This is a genomic window from Paenarthrobacter sp. NPDC090520, assembly GCF_044769205.1.
Classification (GTDB): domain Bacteria; phylum Actinomycetota; class Actinomycetes; order Actinomycetales; family Micrococcaceae; genus Arthrobacter.
Genome location: NZ_JBIVXM010000023.1, coordinates 19,878 through 37,983, shown reverse-complemented (window position 1 = coordinate 37,983; position 18,106 = coordinate 19,878). Strand labels below are relative to the sequence as shown.

Genomic DNA, 18,106 nt, shown 5'->3' with positions numbered 1-18,106 from the left:
TGGAACCCTATCCGCTTCGCTCCGGAAACCGACTGACTCGCAGTTGTGGTTGTTTCGAGCCTTCATAGCAACCACAACTGACAGTCAGTTGGGAAATGAAAGGATCGGTCCATGATTGAGATCGACGGCAGGAACCTGACTCTCGCGGAAATCGTGGCGGTTGCCGACGGAGCTTCCGTTGGCCTGGCTGCCGAGGCTTTGGAACGCATCGATGCATCACAGGCTTCGGCTGTGGCCACTGCTTCCCGGCGTCCCGTGTACGGACGTTCCACGGGAGTGGGAGCAAACAAGACAGTTGCCTTGGCCGAGTCCGGGGATGCGGACACCCACGGCCTCAAGCTTCTGCGGAGCCACGCCGTTGACGCCGGCAACCCACTTGACCGCAGGACGGCCCGGGCCATGATGGTCATCCGGCTGTCCCAGCTGGCCGCCGGCGGCTCGGGAATCAGTCCTGTCATCGCCGAGGCCTTGGCAGGCATGATCAACGCGGATGCGGTTCCTGAAGTGCGGGAATTCGGTGGCATTGGAACAGCCGACCTCCCCGCCCTCGCGGGAACTGCACTCACCATGCTTGGGGAACGCATACCCCTGGGCGGCGGCGCGGTTCCCTTTGTGCTGGAAACGTGGGCCACTTCGGACGCCCTTCCCTTCATCAGCTCCAGTGCCCTGACCATTGCCCAAGCAGTCCTGGCCCACCAGAAGGTGGCACGGTTGTTGGACAACGCCATGGCAGTAGCGGGCCTGTCCTTCGTCGCAATGTCAGGAAACACCGAAGCGTTGAGCCCCGCCGTAGCAGCGGCAGCCGACAGTGCATCGATTACGACGGCGGCAAACACCTTGCGTGCCCTTGTTGAGGGAACGGTGGGCGAACCGGCGCGGATCCAAGACCCGTATTGCCTGCGGACCTTGCCGCAGATCTTCGGTTCCCAGGCCGAGGAGCTCCATGCTCTGGGTGCATTGCTTGAGCGGCTAGTGGTGGCCGGGAACGAGAATCCGCTGGTCCATGGATCGCAGGGCGACGGCAGTAACGATGTTGCCCATCATGGGCTGTTCCAGATGACCAACCTCGCCCGTCGGCTGGACACCCTGAACCTGGCCATCGGAGCTGCCTGCGCCACCCACCTGCGCCGGATCGACCTCCTGTGCGATCCCTCTTACACCGGCCTGCATCCGTTCCTGGCCGAAGACGGCTCCGGCCAGTCAGGCGTCATGATGCTCGAGTATGTGGCGGCAGCAGCCGTCGGCAGGATCCGTGCCAACGCCCAACCGGCCAGTCTCCAGACGGTCGTTTTGTCTCTGGGCGCGGAGGAGGATGCCAGCTTCGCAAGCCTTGCTGCCGCACAGCTGACGTCCACGGTCGACGCCCTGGCGACCGTAACCGGCGTCGAACTTGTTTGTGTTGTCCGGGCGCTGCGGCAACAAGGCAAGGTACCGCAAGACTTCCCGAACAGCATGCTGCGGAACCTCCTCACCGCAGGGTTTGAATTGCCGGCGGGGATGGGCGATCGCGACCTTCGGGGAGATCTGGAGCAGGCCATCCGTTTGATCGGGGAAGGCTGACCACAGTGCCCTCGCGGATACCGGCGTGGGCCAGCCAAGCATGGTTGCTGGGTCCAATGCGGCCCTGCTTGGTAGTTGGGTCCCGTGCGGCAGTGAGTTGGCGCCGGGACCGCCCAGTCGCCATCCTGCGCTGAACACAGGAACGGCAGGCAGTCCACAGACTGCCTGCCGTTCTTTATTGCGAGCTGCTGCCCTGTTGCGCTGAGTTAGTGCGCTGCCACGGATTCCTTCGCCGCCGACTTGGGGTCGGTGAGCTTCTTGTTAGGCAACGCGAAGCTGATCAGGAACGCGATGACCATCAGGCCCGCCGCGGTAAGCATCACGGTGTCAATGGCCTGTGCGAAGCCTTCGGTGATGGGGCGGGTCAGCGTGCTGTTGGCCGCGTGCAGCCAACTGGTGTCGTTAAGGGAATCGTTGGTGGCGCCGTTCTTGAAGAAGTCGAACAGCTTGGCGTTTGCGGGATCGGCGGCCACAGCCGGATCCTTCAGCACGGCCTGGTAGTCCGGGCTGGAAGAGGCGGTCTTCATGCCGTCCGCGATCTTGTCCGCGGCAAGGCTGAACAGCATGGAGATGAACACTGCGGTGCCCACGGCTCCACCCATGGAACGGAAGAACGCGGCCGTTGAGGTGCCAACGCCCATGTCCTTCGGCGGTACGGAAACCTGCATGGCGAGCGTCAGCGGCTGCATGCAGAAGCCCAAGCCAACACCGAAGAACACGGCGATCAGGCCGGGGACCCAAAGCCCGGTGTCGACGCCCAAGACCAGGCCCATGACCACTGCCGCTGCGGCCAGGGTGAAGGTGCCCAGAATCGGGAAGACGCGGTAGACGCCCGAGGACGAAATGGTCCGACCGGCCGTGATGGAGCCGAACAGGATGCCCACGGTGAACGTGATCATCATGAGGCCGGCTTCGGTAGGCGTGAGGCCCTTGACCAGTTGGAGGTACATGGGGAGCATGGCGATCGCGCCGAACATGCCGATGCCGATGATGAAGTTCAACAGCGAGGAGAGCCCGAAGGTCGCGTTCTTGAAGAGGCGGAGCGGGATCAGGGCGTAGTCGCCGGCGCGCTTCTCTGCGAAAAGGAAGGCAACGATGCCGAGGACACCGAGTCCGTAGCAAAGCCATGAACCACCCGAGGTCCAGCCCCACACGCGGCCTTGTTCAGCAACAAGCAGGAGCGGAACGATGGCGAGCGTGATGGCCGCCGCGCCCCAGTAGTCGATCTTCTGTTTCACGTGCCGGGCCGGCAGGTGCAGGAACAGGAACACAACCACCAGGGCTGCGAGGCCGATGGGGAGGTTGATGAAGAAGACCCAACGCCAGCCGTCGAAGCCCAGGATGTTCGAGGCGCCGGCGAAGGCGCCACCAATAACGGGCCCCAGCACGGACGAGATGCCGAAGACGGACATGAAGTAGCCCTGGTACTTGGCGCGGTCCTTCAGCGCCACAATGTCGCCGATGATGGTCAGCGCCAGAGCCAGCAGGCCACCGGCGCCCAGGCCCTGGACGCCGCGGGCGATCGCCAGTTCGGTCATGGAGTGGACGGATCCCGCGTACAGGGAGCCAGCGAGGAAGATCAGGATGGCAGCCAGGTACAGCGGGCGGCGACCGAAGATGTCGCTGAGCTTGCCGTACAGCGGAGTGCTGACCGTGGAGGTAATGAGGTATGCGGTGGTGGCCCACGCCTGGAGGGACAAGCCGTCGAGGTCGTTGGCAATGGTGTAGATGGACGTGGACACGATGGTCTGGTCCAGCGAGGACAGGAACATGCCGAGCATGAGTCCCACCATGACGGTGAGTGTCTGACGATGCGTCAGCACCTCACCGGCGGCCCGGACGGGCGCAGAGTTGGACATATCTTCTCCAAGAGAGGCAGGCGTGGGTTTTAAGCAGGATAGTTGCTTTCAGTAACTATCCTAATGCCTGTTTGATTCCCGGGTCACCAAACTTTTTTCGAACTCCCCGTAAATCACGTCCGGGCAATGCATCACCGTTCCACGAGGATGCCGTCCGGATCGCTGTAGATCATGACTCCGGGCTGGATCCGGACGCGGTCGATCACCAGATCCACATCAACCTCACCAATACCTGTCTTGGCGCTCTTCCTGGGGTTGCTGCCCAAGGCTTTGACACCAAGCGGCAATCGCCCCAAGGCCACCCGGTCCCGGATAGCGCCGTTGATAATGACGCCCGCCCATCCATTGGCCACGGCGCTCTCGGCGATCATGTCCCCCATGAGTGCGGTGCGCAGCGAGGAGTGTCCGTCCACCACCAGGACGGCTCCCTCGCCCGGGGTGTTCAGGATGGTCTTCACCAAGGCATTGTCTTCGAAGCACCGCACCGTTCGTACTGGGCCGCTGAAATGGGACTGTCCGCCGAGATTCTGGAATTGCACTGAGATCGACTCAAGTTCCTCTCCGCGTTCGTCGTAGAGGTCGGCGGTGTTTACATGCTCGCTCATGGGCTTCTCCTTTAGGGTTTGAGACCACACTAAGGCCCGCCTCCAGAGCCCCGCACGGCCTGTCCACGCTATGTGGATAAGGCCGCCACAAAGGGTTAGGTAAGCGGTCGCCGCGCTAGGCTGAATCCAAGCATCCAGACCTAGGGGGAACCTGCCATGAGCCTGTCCGACCTGCCTGGGCCGGTCCCTGATCCGGCCGTGGTACGCGCCAACACGACGACGGCACTCGCCGAGCCGGTACAACGTGTCCGCTCGCTGTGGGTAACCGGCGTAGTGCTGGTCAACCTCGGCATCAACGCGGCCTTCTTCGGCCCCCTCCAAGTGCTCCTGGGCCAACAGGCGGCACATTTTGACGACGGCCAGAAGGAAGCCATCCTTGCGCTGGTGACGGGCTGTGGCGCAGCCGTTTCAATGGTGGCCAATCCCTTGTTCGGTGCCTTCAGCGACCGCACCACGTCGAAGTACGGCCGCCGGGTGCCATGGGTCCTCATGGGAGCGATCCTTGGCGCAGTGGCCCTCGTGGCACTGGCCGGCGCCCCCAATGTCGCGGTCATGACCGTGCTCTGGTGCCTGGTCCAGGCCGGTGCCAATGGAATGTATGCCGCCATCACGGCAGCCGTCCCGGATCGCGTCCCGGTGGCGCAGCGCGGTACCGTCGGCGGACTTGCCGCCATGGGGCAAACGGTGGGCATCCTGGTCGGCGCGGTGATTGCCGCCGTCGTTGCTGGAAACTTCGGGCTCGGCTACTGGCTGTGCGCGGCGGCGCTGCTCGCCGGCGTCGTGCTTTACCTCTTTAAAAGCGACGACGAGCCCCTCGCCGCACAGGACCGGCCGCCGTTCAGAATCGGCGCTTTCCTCAGGGGCTTCTGGGTGTCGCCGAAGCGCTTCCCGGATTTCAGCTGGGCTTGGCTTACGCGGCTTTTAGTGAGCACGGGCAACCATATGGTCACGCTGTATCTGCTCTTTTTCCTCAGTGACGCCGTGCACCTGAAGGAGACCGAGGGCATTGATCCTGCTTTCGGCGTCCTGATCCTGACGGGGCTATACGCTGTGGCGGTGATCATCACGAGCGTGCTCGGCGGCCGGTTGAGCGATCGGATGGGCAAGCGCAAGCCCTTGGTTATCGCCTCGTCCGCGATCATCGCAGTGGCGTCGCTGATTCTCGCCTTTGCACCGACCTGGATCGGTGCGCTGGCCGGAGCGATTGTCCTCGGGATTGGATTCGGCGCCTACTTGGCCGTGGATTTCGCCTTAATCACCCAGGTCCTCCCCACGGCATTGGACCGTGGAAAGGACCTGGGGGTCATCAACATCGCGAACTCGCTGCCGCAGGTGATCGCGCCGAGCATTGCGTTCCCGTTTGTTGCCTACTGGGGCGGCTACGTCTCGCTGTACATAGCCGCCGCCGTCATCGGGCTTTTGGGCGCGGTGTTCGTGGTGAAGATCAAGAGCGTCGCGTAGTTGGTTTAGAACACGGCGGTGAAGCCGCCCCAGCCCCAACCGACTGTTTCCTGGCCCTTCCAGTAGCCACCAGGCAGGCCGTTGGCCAGGTAGTCCGCGCCATTTCCGTAGTACATATTGAGACTGCCGCTCCTGTCTATGGCGAACACGTCGATGTTCTCGTCCCCGTTGAAGTCACCGCCGGAGCCTATGGTGGTCAGGGCTTCCCAGCCCCATCCGACGCTGACCCCGGCAAATCGTTCGAACCAGCCGTCCCTGGGAGTTTCAAAGACGTTGAGGTTGCCGTAAGGGCCGCGGGCTGCCACCGCAAGATCGCTGCGGCCCTGGAAGTGCCCCACGCTGAAGATGGAGTCGAACCGGCCCCAGCCCCAGCCGATGGTGTAGGACGGCAGCCACCCGCCCCGCCCATTTCCCGGATAAAGGACGAGGTTGCTGGAACTGTCCTTGGCGATGAGATCGTTGGTGCCGTCGCCGTTGAAGTCCCCGGCACCGGAAATCGCCGTGAATCCCTGCCAGCCCTGCCCGACTTGGATCGCCTTCTTCCAACCGCCGGCGCCGTTCCCCTGATAGAGGAACAAACGACCTTGGGCGTCGCGTCCCATGACGTCCACGGTGCCGTCGCCGTCAAAGTCTCCCGGAGAGAAAAGGTGGTTGAAAGTGTTCCAGCCGGTCCCGATGACCTGGGCAGTTTGCCAGTGTCCCCGGCCATCCGTCGGGTAGAGCAGCAGGCGTCCCGCGGAGTCCCGGGCGAAAATATCCATGGTGTTGTCCGCATTGAATCCACGGGCACGCGGCTTTGCGGCGATTCGCAGTGATTCGCGCGCTTGCAGGGTGAGCGTTGAGTCCGCGTCGTAAGTGACAGTCACGACGGCTGTAACGACGCGACCATAGTCCGCCATGGTCGCACGGTACGTTTGACCCGTCGCTCCAGGAATAACTTGGCCGTCCCGCGTCCATTGGAAAGCAAGCGATGGAGAGCCACCCTCAGGAACCACCATCGGGGTGGTCCAGCTGAGGTCGGCCTTGAGCAGCCCTCCGACCGCTGGCTCGCCGGTCAGTTCCGGCGGTGCCATATAGACCTGACGCATGGGTGCGGCAACGGTTGGAGCTGCCGCTTGTGCGGGTAGCCCTGATGCCAGGAGACCGCAGGTCAGCGCTGCAGCAGCAATGGTTGATAAAGGACGACGGCGGCGCGGCGCCTTGGAGCGCTCAACGGCAAGAGAGTTCACGTGTTTTCCTGTGGAAAGAGGCCCGTAGGGGCGATGCGAGAGTGGGCAGAACGGCCAGAGGCAAAGGCGGATCGCGCTTAGAAGACGGCGGTGAAGCCACCCCAGCCCCAACCGACGACGGATTGGCCGCTCCAGCGGATCCACGGCTGGCTGCTGGCCAGGTAGTCCGCCCCCTTGCCGTAATACATGGTCAGACGACCCGAAGTGTCGACGCTGAACACGTCGACGTTGCCATCACCGTTGAAGTCGCCGCCAGAGCCCACGAATGGAAAACCGTTGAACCCCCACCCAATGCCGCTGCTCTGGGTATCAAACCAGCCGCTGCGAGTGGTCTCGTGCAGTGTCAGGTGTCCGTGGATGTCTCGGGAGACAATCCCGAGCTTGTTCGTACCACCGAAATGTCCAACGGTGAAAACGGCATCCCTATTGATCCAGTAAGTGTCCACTCCGTACGGCTGGAGCCAGCCACCGCGCCCGTTTCCCGGGTAAAGGATTGCTTGGTACCAGCGGTCGACGGCAATGATGTCGTTGTTGCCGTCTCCGTTGAAGTCGCCGGCCGCCGAGATGGTCCGGAAATCCTGCCAGCCCTGGCCAATCTGGAACGCCTTCTTCCAGCCGCCCGTGCCGTTCCCTTGGTAGAGGAACAACCGGCCCTGTCCGTCACGACCGATAACATCCACCGTGCCGTCGCCGTCGAAGTCGCCAGGTGAGAAAAGCGTGTTGAAGACATTCCACCCCGTTCCCAGCACCTGGGCCGGGCGCCAGTTGCCCCGACCATCAGTGGGGTAGAGCAGGAGCCTTCCGGCGCTGTCACGGGCAAAGAGGTCATGTGTCCCGTCCCCGTCGAAACCTCGTGCCCGCGGCTTGGCGGCAATCCGGAGTGGGTAGTCGGCCTGAAGGGTCAGCTTGGATTCGGAGTCGTAGGACACCGTGACTGAAACAGCGATCACACGCCCCAAGTCCGTTTGCGTGGCCCGGTACGTCGAAGCGGTGGCCCCGGGGATGACCTGGCCGTCACGCGTCCAAACATAACTGAAGCTTGGCGTCCCGCCCTCGGGTATGACGAACGGGGCGTAGCCGCCGAGCTCTGCCTTCAGGAGGCCTCCGACGGTCGGATCGCCATTAAGCTTCGGCTGGCCCATGTACACCTGTCGTGCCGGAACCAGGGCGGGCGCGGCATGAGCACGTGAGAGTGCTGGGCTTGCGTCGGCGGAGGCCGCTGGGACTGCAACCAGACCGGCCGCACCGGCGATGGCTGCAGTCGTCAGGAATGAAACGAAACGCTGCCGATGGCCGGTCGACGGCGAGTGCGAGGTAGCAAGAAAGCCCACAGGATTTCCCCCATTCAGGATCCAGCTGCACGAGCCGGTGCGGATAGTGAAATGTCGGATCCGCCCGGCGTTGGGCGGATCCATTGCATGTTGGAGCCTAGAAAACTGAGTTGAAGCCGCCCCAGCCCCAACCAACAACGCCAAAGCTCTTCCAGCCGCCTGATCCGTTGCCGTAGTACATGCGCATCTGGCCGGAGGTGTCGATGCCCCACACGTCGTTGGCGCCGTCGCCGTCGAAGTCGCCGGCCCCGCCGAGTTTGGCAATGGCGTTCCAGCCTTGGCCAATGACCCGGCTGGAAGTCCAGCCGCCCGCGCCGTTGCCGCCATAGAAGACCAGGTTGCCGGCACTGTCGCGCGCCAGGACGTCAGGCTTGCGGTCGCCGTCGAAATCGCCGGGAGAGAAGATCGACGTCATGCCGTTCCATCCCCAACCCACGGTGGAGGATGCCAGGAAGCCGCCGCGGCCGTTGCCCGGGTAGAGCACCAGCTCTCCGTTGGTCTTGCGGGCGAGCAAGTCATTGTGGCCGTCGCCGTTGAAGTCTCCGGCGGCGAAAATGCTGCTGAAGATGCCCCAGCCCCAGCCGATCTGCTGCCGGGGATACCAACCGCCTTGGCCATTCGCGGGGTAGAGGAACAAGGAGCCCGCGCTGTCGCGTGTAATGACGTCGTTCTCGCCATCTCCGTTGAAGTCGCCAGCGGCCAGCATGGTGTTGAAGATTTGCCAACCGGTTCCTACCTGGCCGGCCTGCAACCAGGTCGCTTTCCCGTCGGTGGGGTAGAGCCCAAGGCGGCCGTCGGACAGGCGGACGAACAAGCTCATGCTGTAAGGGGTTGCCAGCAGATATGGCCGGTAGAAGCCGCTCGTATGCGGGCGGTCGATGTCGAACGGAGTGTTGTAGTTAAAGTCCAGGCCTGCCAGGGAGACAGCCAAGGTCCCGGATGTCGGAACCGCCCCCGGATTATGGACAAGGGATCCGTCCCTCAGGTATCCGAACTCTTGGCCCGCGGAGTTGGTGAACTGCAGAAACTCGGCTCTGTAGGTACCCGGTGCTGTGTCAGATGGTGGAAACACCACGTTGAAGGAGTACGTGGAGTCGGCCTGATTGAACGCACCCTGCGTCAGCCCCCGGTGCCATTCGCCTGTGACGGTGTTCCTGAAGAAGACGTAGAAGTCGCTGATCGGAACGGATGTCTCGAACGTGACCCGTGACGTTGCCTGCCCGCCGGCCCCGATTGATTCCGGCGTTGTCGATACAGACACAGGAACCGGAGCGAACGCGTCATCGGCGTGCGCTGCCGGGGCGAGGCCCAGCCCTCCGAGCAGGACGATGCCGGCTACAACTGAGGCCAGCCAACTGCGCACCCGGTGCAGAGGAGTGCTCCCCATGATTCCCCCATTCAAGCCGGGCTTTTGACCGGCGGATTGATCTGAATTCGTGTACTCAGGCAAGATCAGAACACTGCCGTCAGGTAGCCCCAACCGCTGCCGGGATCTTGCGTTAGGCGGTAGTAGTTATAAAGTTCGGAGCCCATTTGCTCTGTCCTGAACACACCTTGGTCCGTGACGCTGAAGAAGTAGTTGTACGGGTCCGAGGTGTTGAAGCCGCCCAAGCCACCCATGTAGAGGCTTGAGGAGTAGTTGCCCCTCACCGTCCTGGACCCCGCCCAACCGCCCGTGCCGTTGGGGTAGTACGCATGGAGACTGCCGTCGGTGCCGCGGGCCAGTAGGTCGGAGACGCCATCGCCGCTGAAGTCACCCGGGCTGAAGACCCTGTTGAAACCATTCCAGCCCTGTCCCACCTGCGAGGAAGGCAGCCAGCCGCCACGGCCATTGCCGGGGAAGAGGAAAAGACGTCCCTGCGTGTCCCGGGCAAGGACATCGCTGGTCCCGTCACCATTGAAGTCGCTGGCAGGGATGATTTCCGTGAAACCTGCCCAACCCGTTCCAACCACGGAAGAGCCAAGCCAGCCACCTTTTCCGTTGCCGCGGTAAAGCCATAATTGTCCGGACTTGTCCCGGGCCATGACGTCCATGTTTCCGTCACTGTCGAAGTCACCGGGAGACAGCAGCGCCGTGAAGTTGGCCCATCCCCATCCGACATCCTTGCTGCCGCCGGTAAACGTGCCGTAGGTGCCGCCGGAGAAGAGCGTCAGCGTGCCGTTCGGCTGTCTTGTCAGGACGTCGGGCCTGGAGTCACCATCGAAGTCGCGGAGCATGGAGTGGTATTTGACCACGATTGAAGAACCGGGGCTGGTCAGGAGGCCGACAATGCTGCCTGCGTAACGAATGATGACCGCGACGCCGAGTGGTTTCCCTGCGTCCGACGGCCTCGGGGAGTAGGTGGCTCCCGTGGCGCCTGGGATAGGCTCCGTGTTGTTCAGGAGCCATTGATAACTGAATGTCGGTTTGGCTCCGGCAGGAAGGCCCTTGATCGTGGAGGCGTCAAAACTGGCTTTTACGGTGCCTTTGACCACTGGGTTTCCCGAGACCACAGGATTCGAAGCGCTGACCAGGTAGAACGGCTTGGTTTCGACCGTTTCCGGCAGATGCCCGGCTGCGAGTGCTGTCAGCTTGAGAGTCAGGCCCGAACCCGTTCCGGCAACGCTTCGGGGGACTTCAAACCCCCCGGAGTTGTCGCGAACGCCGTCGCGGAACCACTCGTAATCGTAGTTCGACGGCGGTGCGGCCCAAGTGCCGTAGCGGACTTCATACTGTGGCGAGGTGTAGCTTGATTCTCCAATGGTGAGCGATGGCGGCGTCTCGGCGGAGTTCGGGGCCAGCATTCTGGTGGGATTGTTCACCGCAAAATCCAGCGATTCCCAAGCGACGGGGAATGGATAAGTATCGGTGCTCCCGCGGAAGTAGGTCACCTCCCGCCGCCATTCACCGTCGCCGTACGTGACGAAGACGCTTTGAAGAGTATGGGACCCGTGGAACACGTCGGCGGGCAGCGTCAGGGTTGCGCTGGCGGTCAGCGGCCCCGCTGCGGGCGTTCCCGTCCACACAACCTTGTGTTCCGTGACCCGGGACTCGTCCCTGTAATTGAATTCGACGCGTTGCGCCCGTTCGGCCAATTTGAACGTGAGTTGTACTTTGGCTCCCGGGGCAACCGTAGCGGCAGACAAGCGTTGAACCCACGTCAGCTTTGGAGCTTGTGGTTCCGCCGCGGAAGCTGGTTCCGCTGCCACGAGGTGTCCGGAGGCCAGCACGACGCCAGCCAGGGCGAGTCCCATCAGGGCGGAAAGAGCGCGAAGCAGAACAGGCCGGTGCCGGTGGCCCGCAGCTTGGGTAGTGGTCAAGGTGTCCCCCGTGTCATGTGGTGGTATTGCAGCCATGGCCTAGAAGACCGAAGTAAATCCGCCCCAGCCCCAACCGATGGTTGCCTGGCGCTTGAGGGCTACGCGACCCAGCCCGTAGAACATGGTGAGCCGCCCATCGGAATGTATTCCGTACACTTCCGGAACCTCGTCGCCGTCAAAGTCACCGGGTGCGCCGATTCTGCTGAATCCTTCCCAGCCATAGCCCGCATAGGCGCTGAAGGCGTTCGGCGTCCAAGCGTTGTCGTGGAAGTATCCATTTCCCGAGCCGGAATACATCCGGAGATTGCCCGAGTTGTCCCGGGCAAAGATGATGCGCGAATCGGGCGAGACGAAGGCGTTGAATTCCTGCCAGCCCCCCTCTTGGTAGCCCCGGCTGAGCACGTAGGGAGTCAGGAACCCGCCACGGCCATTGCCTGGGTAAACCCACATGATGTTGGACGCATCGCGTGTGATCAGGTCGGCCGTGCCGTCGTTGTTGAAGTCCCCGGGAGCCACGATGTCCTTCATGGATCCCCACCCTTGGCCAACCTGGTAGGAGCGGATCCAGCCACCCTGGCCGTTGCCCTGATACAGGAAGAGCCTGCCGGAGCCGTCCCTGGCCATGACGTCAACGTTGCCGTCGCCGTCCCAGTCGCCCGGTGAAAACAGCGAGTTGAAGGTGTTCCAGCCTTGGCCGATTCGCTGGGCCGGGAGCCAGCCGCCGGACCCGTTGCTGGGATAAAGCCAGAGGTTTCCTGCGCCGTCACGGGCGAAGATATCGCCAGTCCCATCCGCATTGAATCCTTTGCCGCGGGTTTTGTCTGCCAGTGGACCTATGAGGTCCACTACCTCAGTCGCTACAGATCCTGCGTCAAACCGTGCAGTCACTCCGGCCGTGATGATTTTGCCCTTATCCGCCAGGGACGGTCGGTAATCCCGCGATGTTGCGCCCGGAATGGGAGTCCCGTTGCGCTTCCAGACGTAGGTGTAGCTTGCTTGTCCGCCTTCCGGGTCGGCCCGCGCAGGGTCGTGGTTCAACCAGAGATGTCCGCCCACGCTGGCATCACCTGTGATGCGCAGGTTGATCACCGAGACGCGGCGCGGCATGGGCCCGAAGGCCGCCGTCGAAGCGCTGGTCGGCAGATATCCCGGTGCCCGGACCGTCATTTTGACCCACACCAGATTGCCGGGGTCCGTGGTCATGTTGGACTGGTAGGTATCACCCTGGGCGTAGTCGATGGGTGTTCCGTTGCGGTACCACTGGAAGTCAGAGAAGGTGGGTTCACTCGGCCATGTTCCGCGGTTGATCGAGAGCGTGGTGTTGTAGAACAGCTCACCCTGAATGCTCGGAGCAACCGAGGAAGTGAGCTTTTGAAGAACCTTCGCGGGGTTGTTCACAGCGAAGTCGCCCGCGGGAAGTGCGGCCCGTGCAACGGAACCCAACGGAACCGGTGCAGTCCTTTCGACAGTACCGTCGCGGAGATAGGTGTCTTTGGCGCGGCCATCGAAGTAGCTGATAACCACTCGGTCCAGCTTGTAGGAACCGGAGGCCTGCGCTGCAGTGACGGCACCGCTGGCTACGACGGTTAGAGGGCCGGGTGCTGGGTTGCCGGTCCACGCAAGCTCAAAGGTGGTGACCTCGGAGGCATCGCGGTAAATCAGCCGTACGTCCTGTGCCACCTGCGAGAGCTTTACCTGCACTTGGGCGTTTTGGCCGGGGGCGAGGGTGGCTTTCACTGGCGTCAGGGCCGTGGGAACGGACGCGGCATAGGGCAGCAGCGGGTTGTTGATCTTGAAGTCCCGGGTTGCCGGATCCCCGAAAGGGGAAGCGCCCGTACCTGGTGGGTAGACGCTGCCTCCACGGTAATAGACCTGTGAAACCCCGGCAGTGGTGATCACCTGGACGAAGCTGACCTCGATGATTCCGTTCGGCCATGAGGAAGCCGATGCGACGCCACTGACGGTCCCTTTGGTGTCGCCTGCGGCAGAGGTCCAGGCCAGGGTGTGCGTCCCTGCCGCGCTGTGGAGACTGACCTCAACGCGCTTTACCGCGACGGAAGTCGTGAATGCGAAACTGACTGGCGCGCCGGCGTCGACGGTTGCAGAGGAAGTGCGGGCGAAACTCGAGAGGATCGGCGCCGCGGCTTGGGCCGGCACGGCTGGAGTCAACAGCATGGCCACCAGGGCGATAACCATCCCGGCAAGAAGCGTGCGGACAGGCGTAGACGCAAACAGAAAGCGCACAGGAGTGCTCCCCATGGTTCCCCCAATTCGAGCCGGCCACAGACAACCGGCGGGTGTAAGTGACTAGAGAGTACATGGAGGAATGAGAAAGCTGGGAATTCGCTGGCAAAAATTCACGGGAAAGACAAGTCAAGCCCGAAAAGCAACCGAAATCGGCTTAGAAAACTGCGTTGAACCCGCCCCAGCCCCAGCCGATGGCGGCGGAACCGTTCCAGCCGCCGTCGCCGTCGCCGTAGTACGCCAGCAGTTGTCCGGAACCGTCCACCGCGAAGACATCCATGTTGCCGTTGCCGTCGATGTCGCCGGCGGCAGCGATGTTGGACAGGCTGCCCCAGCCCCAACCGATGGTGGCAGATCCGCTCCACCCGCCGTTGCCGTTGCCCTTGTAGAGGCGGAGGTTTCCAGAGGTGTCGCGGGCCAGGACGTCCACGTTGTTGTCGCCGTTGAAGTCGCCGGGAGTGATGATCTGGTTGAGGACGTTCCAGCCGGTACCCACCAGCGAGCGGTTCAACCAGCCACCGTTGCCGTTGCCGGGGTACAGGTAGAGGTTTCCGGACGAATCACGGGCCAGGACGTCATTGTTCCCGTCGCCGTTGAAGTCGCCGGGGGAGACGATGGCAGTGAACCCGTTCCAGCCGCTGCCGATCTGGCGTCCGGCGCGGAAGCCGCCGTCGCCCGTTCCTTCATACAGGAAAAGCCGGCCGGAGGAGTCGCGGGCCAGGACGTCGTTGGTGCCGTCACCGTTGAAGTCGCCGGGGGACAGGACGGTGGTGAAGCCGTTCCAGCCGGGGCCCACGGTGCGGGCGGATTCCCAGGCGCTGTTAATCCGCGGGTACATCATGAGCGTGCCGTCGGAGCGGCGGGCCAGCAGCTCGAAGGCGCTGCGCCCGGTGAAACCGTTGGCGCGGTGGGAGGCGGAGACGGGCGCTGTTTCATCGCTGGAGACTTCCACGGGATCGCAACCATTTTGGCTGGCCACGAGGTGGGCTGCGATGGTGGCACCGCGGTCTGCTTCGGTGACCACGTAGTTCGGCCACTGCCTCGAGGAAAGGACTCCGTCACGGGTCCAGTAGATGCTGTAGTCCGGTCCGGCGGCCGCACCGCAACCGCTGAACGAGCCCTGTTCGATCTCGACCGTGAGGGTCGAACCGACGAACGGAGCGCCGTGCACCACCGGCTGGTCGGGGTCCATGGTTGCCATGGCGGGTGCGGGTGCGAAGGCGGCTGCTGCGATGAATGCGGCGGCGATTCCGGATAGCGCTCGGCGCACGCCGGACGTCGGGCGTGATGAAGCGTACATGGTGTCCTCCCCAGACTTTATGCGGTTAATGGTACCGCGGCTGGGATATACCTAGAAGATCGCTGTGAAGGCGCCCCATCCGTTACCGGCCACTTCCGAGCCGCGCCACCCGGTCCTGCCATCGCTGTAATAGACCACCAACCGGCCCTGTTGGTCCACCCCGTAGACGTCCGGATTGCCGTCCTTGTCGAAGTCGCCGGCGGCCCCTGCGGCCTTGAGCGTGTTCCATCCGACGCCGATCAACCAGGAGCGCGTCCACCCGCCGGCGCCGTTTCCACCATAGAAGTACAGGTAGCCGCTGCGGTCACGCGCCAGGATGTCCACCTTGCCGTCACCGTTGAAATCGCCGGGTGCCAGGAGCGCGTCCATCACCTGCCAGCCCTGCCCGACGGCGGTGCGCGGCAACCAGCCACCGGAACCATTGCCGGGGTACAGATAGAGGGCGCCGCCGGGCTCGCGCGCCAGAATGTCGTTGTTACCGTCGCCGTTGAAGTCTCCGGGGCTGACGATGGAGTCGAAGATGTTCCAGCCCTTGCCGATGGTCTGTCCGGGCTTCCAACCCCCGGTTCCGTCACCCGCATAGAGGTACAAAGTGCCTGCAGAGTCGCGGGCAATTACGTCGGTCTTGCCGTCGCCGTTGAAGTCGCCCGGGGAGAGGACCAGAGTGAAGATGTTCCAGCCCCAGCCCACGGTCCGGGGAGCGTCCCAGGCGTTTCCGGTGCGGCCGAAGAGCGACAGCGAACCGTCGGTTCCGCGGGTCAGGAGTTCGAAGGACCGCCCGGTGAACCCGGCTGCGCGATTGACGGAGCCCACGGGTGCGGTCTCGTTGCTGTGGAGGGTTTCGCCGGAGCACGCGGTCTTGCTGGCGGTCAGGTGGGCAGCCATCCTTGAACCGGCGTCGTCCTGCTGCAGCACGTAGTTCCTGCCCGTTTCCCCTGCCACGAGGAAGCCGTCACGGGTCCAGTAGATGCTGAAGTCCGGCCCTTTGCCGCCGCCGCAACCGTAGAACGTGTACGGCCCGATGTCGGTGGTCAACGTCTTGCCCACGAACGGTTGGCCGTTGACCACGGGGTCGGGTCCGTTGCTCGGGGCAGCCGACGCCGGCAGGGGACTAAGTGCCATGGCCGCCAAAGCGGCGCCCATCAGCGTTGCCGCCACCCGGCGTCGTACGTTCCCCATCAGCGTTGCCGCCACCCGGCGTCGTACGTTCCCCATCCGTGTTCCTCCCGTGTGCAGACCTGAAACCTCACTGAAGTTTAGGGGTACGCTCGGGGGAATCCTTGGAACGCTGCGTAAGCCTTGTTCGCGGCGGCATTCAGGAAACGGTCATTTTGCTCCCGTATCATTGATCCGATCGGCCAGCCGTGGGTTCCATCCTCGACCGGCCGCTTCCTTGCCAGCTTCCCAAGAGATCGCCGGAGATGTCTGCAGCAAATTCACTGGAACCGTACTCCCTGGATCTGACAACAGGGCTGCCCCGCATGGCTGCCGCGCCCACCACTCCGCGGCAGTTGTTGCGCTATGCCCGCATCCTGAAGACCGCGGCCGGGTTCGCTCAGCGCCAGTTCGATACGCTGAGCCTGTCCGATGTTGCGGCCCGGGCTGATGTGCCCCTCGGCACCTTGTACCGCTACTTTCCCTCTACCGCGCACCTCATGCTGGCCGTGTACCGGCAGCAGTTGCGGGAACTGCGCGACGGCGTCCGCCAACGCCGGGGCAAGGGCCAGTTGGCGGGCCTCATGATGGAGATTTTCCACCTCCGGGTCATGCAGCCGGGAGTTGAACACTGCCTGATCCGCCCGGCGGGCAAGGACACCGATACCGCGCAGTTGCTGCGTGAGATCGATTCCCTGTCCCAGGAAGTGGTGGGATCCCTGAGCGAGGATTCCGGTAAGGACCCCGTCAAGGCCCGCATCCTGTTGCACCTGGTGAGCGGCTTGGTCCAGGCCGTCCGGTGCCGGAGGCTGTCCCTCTTCGAAGCGGAGAAGGACCTCAAGAAGGCCTGCAGCCTGCTGACCGGAGAGTGACTGGCCCGCAGATGGTCAGCGGCTAAGGAACTGTCGGATGGCCTGCGCTGCCTTCTCTTTGCCGGGTCCAATCCACAGCAGGTGGGAGGGCGAATCCAATTCCACCAGCGTGGCGTTCGGCAGCCGCGATGCGAGATCCCTGGCATGTTCAAAGGCCACCCCGGCGTCCAGGTGGGATGCCGTCACCAGCGTGGGACATCGCACGCCCGTGATGAGGGCGCGGCGGGATGCCGAGCGTTCGGGCTTCGCCTGCCTGAGGTCGTTGGTGAAGCCCCGGTCGGATCGCATGGTCCCGAAGAACCGCCGGGCCTCGGCTTTATCCGCTGGTGCCAGCATGCCCATCAGTGTGCGGCGCGGCAGGCGGGACAACTGGGCCATCATCAGGCCCAGGCCGGTGTCCGTCCGGACCATGAGCCTGACCAGCGACCACGTGAGCATCTCCGCCCATGGGGAGAAAACCACCGGCCCCATCAGCGTCTCCGCGCGCGAGTCCGGATACGGCAACGTGGATGGGGCGCAGCTGTGAAGCACCAGGCGCTGCGCCTCGATGCCGTCGTCGCCGGCCACGGCCATCGCCTGAAGTCCTCCGAAGGAAACGCCAACCACCACAGGGTTGGTAATCCCCTGGCCAAGGCACACTTCCCGTACCAACGGCGCGAACTCGCCCGCGGTGAGGTCACCGACGTCGGTGGCGCCGTAGCCGGGCCGCGAGAAGGAGAGGACCCCGAGGCCGCGATCCGTGTAGAGGCTCCAACCGCAGTCGCTCACGGCTGAGCAGTGCCCGCCGGGGAAGAAGAGGACGTAGGGCTGGTTTCCAGGCACGTTGACTATCTCCACCGGGCCTCGGGACGTTGGAACCATCATGCGTTCGGCCACGGACGTCATTCTGCCTCATGTTGGGCGGGCCGAGACCCCTTGAGGGCGGTATCTGAGGTGGTGGTCTAGACCGATGGGTACCAAAAGTGCCCAAATTAGCGTGAGCTGAGTCACATATTTGGCTGGTTGAACGTTTTACTCTCGAATCATCTCTTTAGGTATTGAATCTTGTACCCCCGCAGCTTCCCTAGGCTGGAAATACCGAAGCGGCTAGCAGCCCATACCTGCAGACTCACCGCCGGGCCAGCCACCCTTGGTCCGAACCCGCAGTTCTGTTCCTGCCATTCATCACGCCGTGGGTCCACGGCTAGCCT

General features: G+C 63.3%; 13 protein-coding genes. 3 read left to right on the top strand and 10 right to left on the bottom strand.

The annotated features are described in order from the left end of the window. The first annotated feature begins 111 nt into the window (after nt 1-111). Nucleotides 112-1,560, top strand: coding sequence for an aromatic amino acid lyase (locus ACIQTZ_RS20745; protein WP_402983557.1), 1,449 nt, complete (start codon nt 112-114; stop codon nt 1,558-1,560). A gap of 206 nt (nt 1,561-1,766) precedes the next feature. Here ACIQTZ_RS20745 and ACIQTZ_RS20740 read toward each other — a convergent pair whose 3' ends face one another. Next, nucleotides 1,767-3,419: an MDR family MFS transporter gene (locus ACIQTZ_RS20740; protein ID WP_402947929.1), complete on the bottom strand. Its 1,653-nt coding sequence runs from the start codon at nt 3,417-3,419 to the stop codon at nt 1,767-1,769. Between the two features lie 131 nt (nt 3,420-3,550). After that, entirely contained in the window at nt 3,551-4,024 is a 474-nt protein-coding gene (gene rraA / locus ACIQTZ_RS20735; protein WP_402983554.1) for a ribonuclease E activity regulator RraA, read from the bottom strand. A gap of 156 nt (nt 4,025-4,180) precedes the next feature. On the opposite strand from rraA, the gene ACIQTZ_RS20730 reads away from it, so the two are divergent. Next, nucleotides 4,181-5,485 carry an MFS transporter gene (locus ACIQTZ_RS20730; protein ID WP_402983551.1) on the top strand — a complete coding sequence of 435 codons (1,305 nt, stop codon included), beginning with the start codon at nt 4,181-4,183 and terminating at the stop codon, nt 5,483-5,485. Nucleotides 5,486-5,490: 5 nt separating this feature from the next. On the opposite strand, the gene ACIQTZ_RS20725 is transcribed toward ACIQTZ_RS20730, so the two are convergent. From ACIQTZ_RS20725 to ACIQTZ_RS20695, 7 genes are all read right to left on the bottom strand, one after another. After that, nucleotides 5,491-6,714, bottom strand: coding sequence for an FG-GAP repeat domain-containing protein (locus ACIQTZ_RS20725; protein WP_402983548.1), 1,224 nt, complete (start codon nt 6,712-6,714; stop codon nt 5,491-5,493). A 77-nt stretch (nt 6,715-6,791) separates the two neighbouring features. Further along, on the bottom strand, nt 6,792-7,856 hold the full coding sequence (locus ACIQTZ_RS20720) for an FG-GAP-like repeat-containing protein (RefSeq protein ID WP_402983545.1): 1,065 nt from the start codon (nt 7,854-7,856) through the stop codon (nt 6,792-6,794). Between the two features lie 286 nt (nt 7,857-8,142). Further along, nucleotides 8,143-9,432 carry an FG-GAP repeat domain-containing protein gene (locus tag ACIQTZ_RS20715; protein ID WP_402983542.1) on the bottom strand — a complete coding sequence of 430 codons (1,290 nt, stop codon included), beginning with the start codon at nt 9,430-9,432 and terminating at the stop codon, nt 8,143-8,145. A gap of 65 nt (nt 9,433-9,497) precedes the next feature. After that, the gene (locus tag ACIQTZ_RS20710) at nt 9,498-11,345 is read right to left on the bottom strand and encodes an FG-GAP repeat domain-containing protein (RefSeq protein WP_402983539.1); all 1,848 of its coding nucleotides are present in this window, start codon (nt 11,343-11,345) and stop codon (nt 9,498-9,500) included. A gap of 39 nt (nt 11,346-11,384) precedes the next feature. After that, entirely contained in the window at nt 11,385-13,604 is a 2,220-nt protein-coding gene (locus ACIQTZ_RS20705) for an FG-GAP-like repeat-containing protein (protein WP_402983536.1), read from the bottom strand. A 142-nt stretch (nt 13,605-13,746) separates the two neighbouring features. Continuing rightward, complete coding sequence (locus tag ACIQTZ_RS20700; protein WP_402983533.1) at nt 13,747-14,889, bottom strand: FG-GAP repeat domain-containing protein; 1,143 nt, start codon at nt 14,887-14,889, stop codon at nt 13,747-13,749. A 51-nt stretch (nt 14,890-14,940) separates the two neighbouring features. Then, nucleotides 14,941-16,104, bottom strand: coding sequence for an FG-GAP repeat domain-containing protein (locus ACIQTZ_RS20695; RefSeq protein WP_402983530.1), 1,164 nt, complete (start codon nt 16,102-16,104; stop codon nt 14,941-14,943). 206 nt (nt 16,105-16,310) lie between these two features. Between ACIQTZ_RS20695 and ACIQTZ_RS20690 the strand changes: the two genes are divergently transcribed. Then, nucleotides 16,311-16,916, top strand: a complete 606-nt coding sequence (locus ACIQTZ_RS20690; protein ID WP_397324630.1) for a TetR/AcrR family transcriptional regulator — start codon at nt 16,311-16,313, stop codon at nt 16,914-16,916. A 15-nt stretch (nt 16,917-16,931) separates the two neighbouring features. On the opposite strand, the gene ACIQTZ_RS20685 is transcribed toward ACIQTZ_RS20690, so the two are convergent. Further along, nucleotides 16,932-17,792 (bottom strand): alpha/beta fold hydrolase, encoded by an 861-nt coding sequence (locus tag ACIQTZ_RS20685; protein WP_402983527.1) that lies wholly within the window; start codon nt 17,790-17,792, stop codon nt 16,932-16,934. Nucleotides 17,793-18,106: the final 314 nt, after the last annotated feature.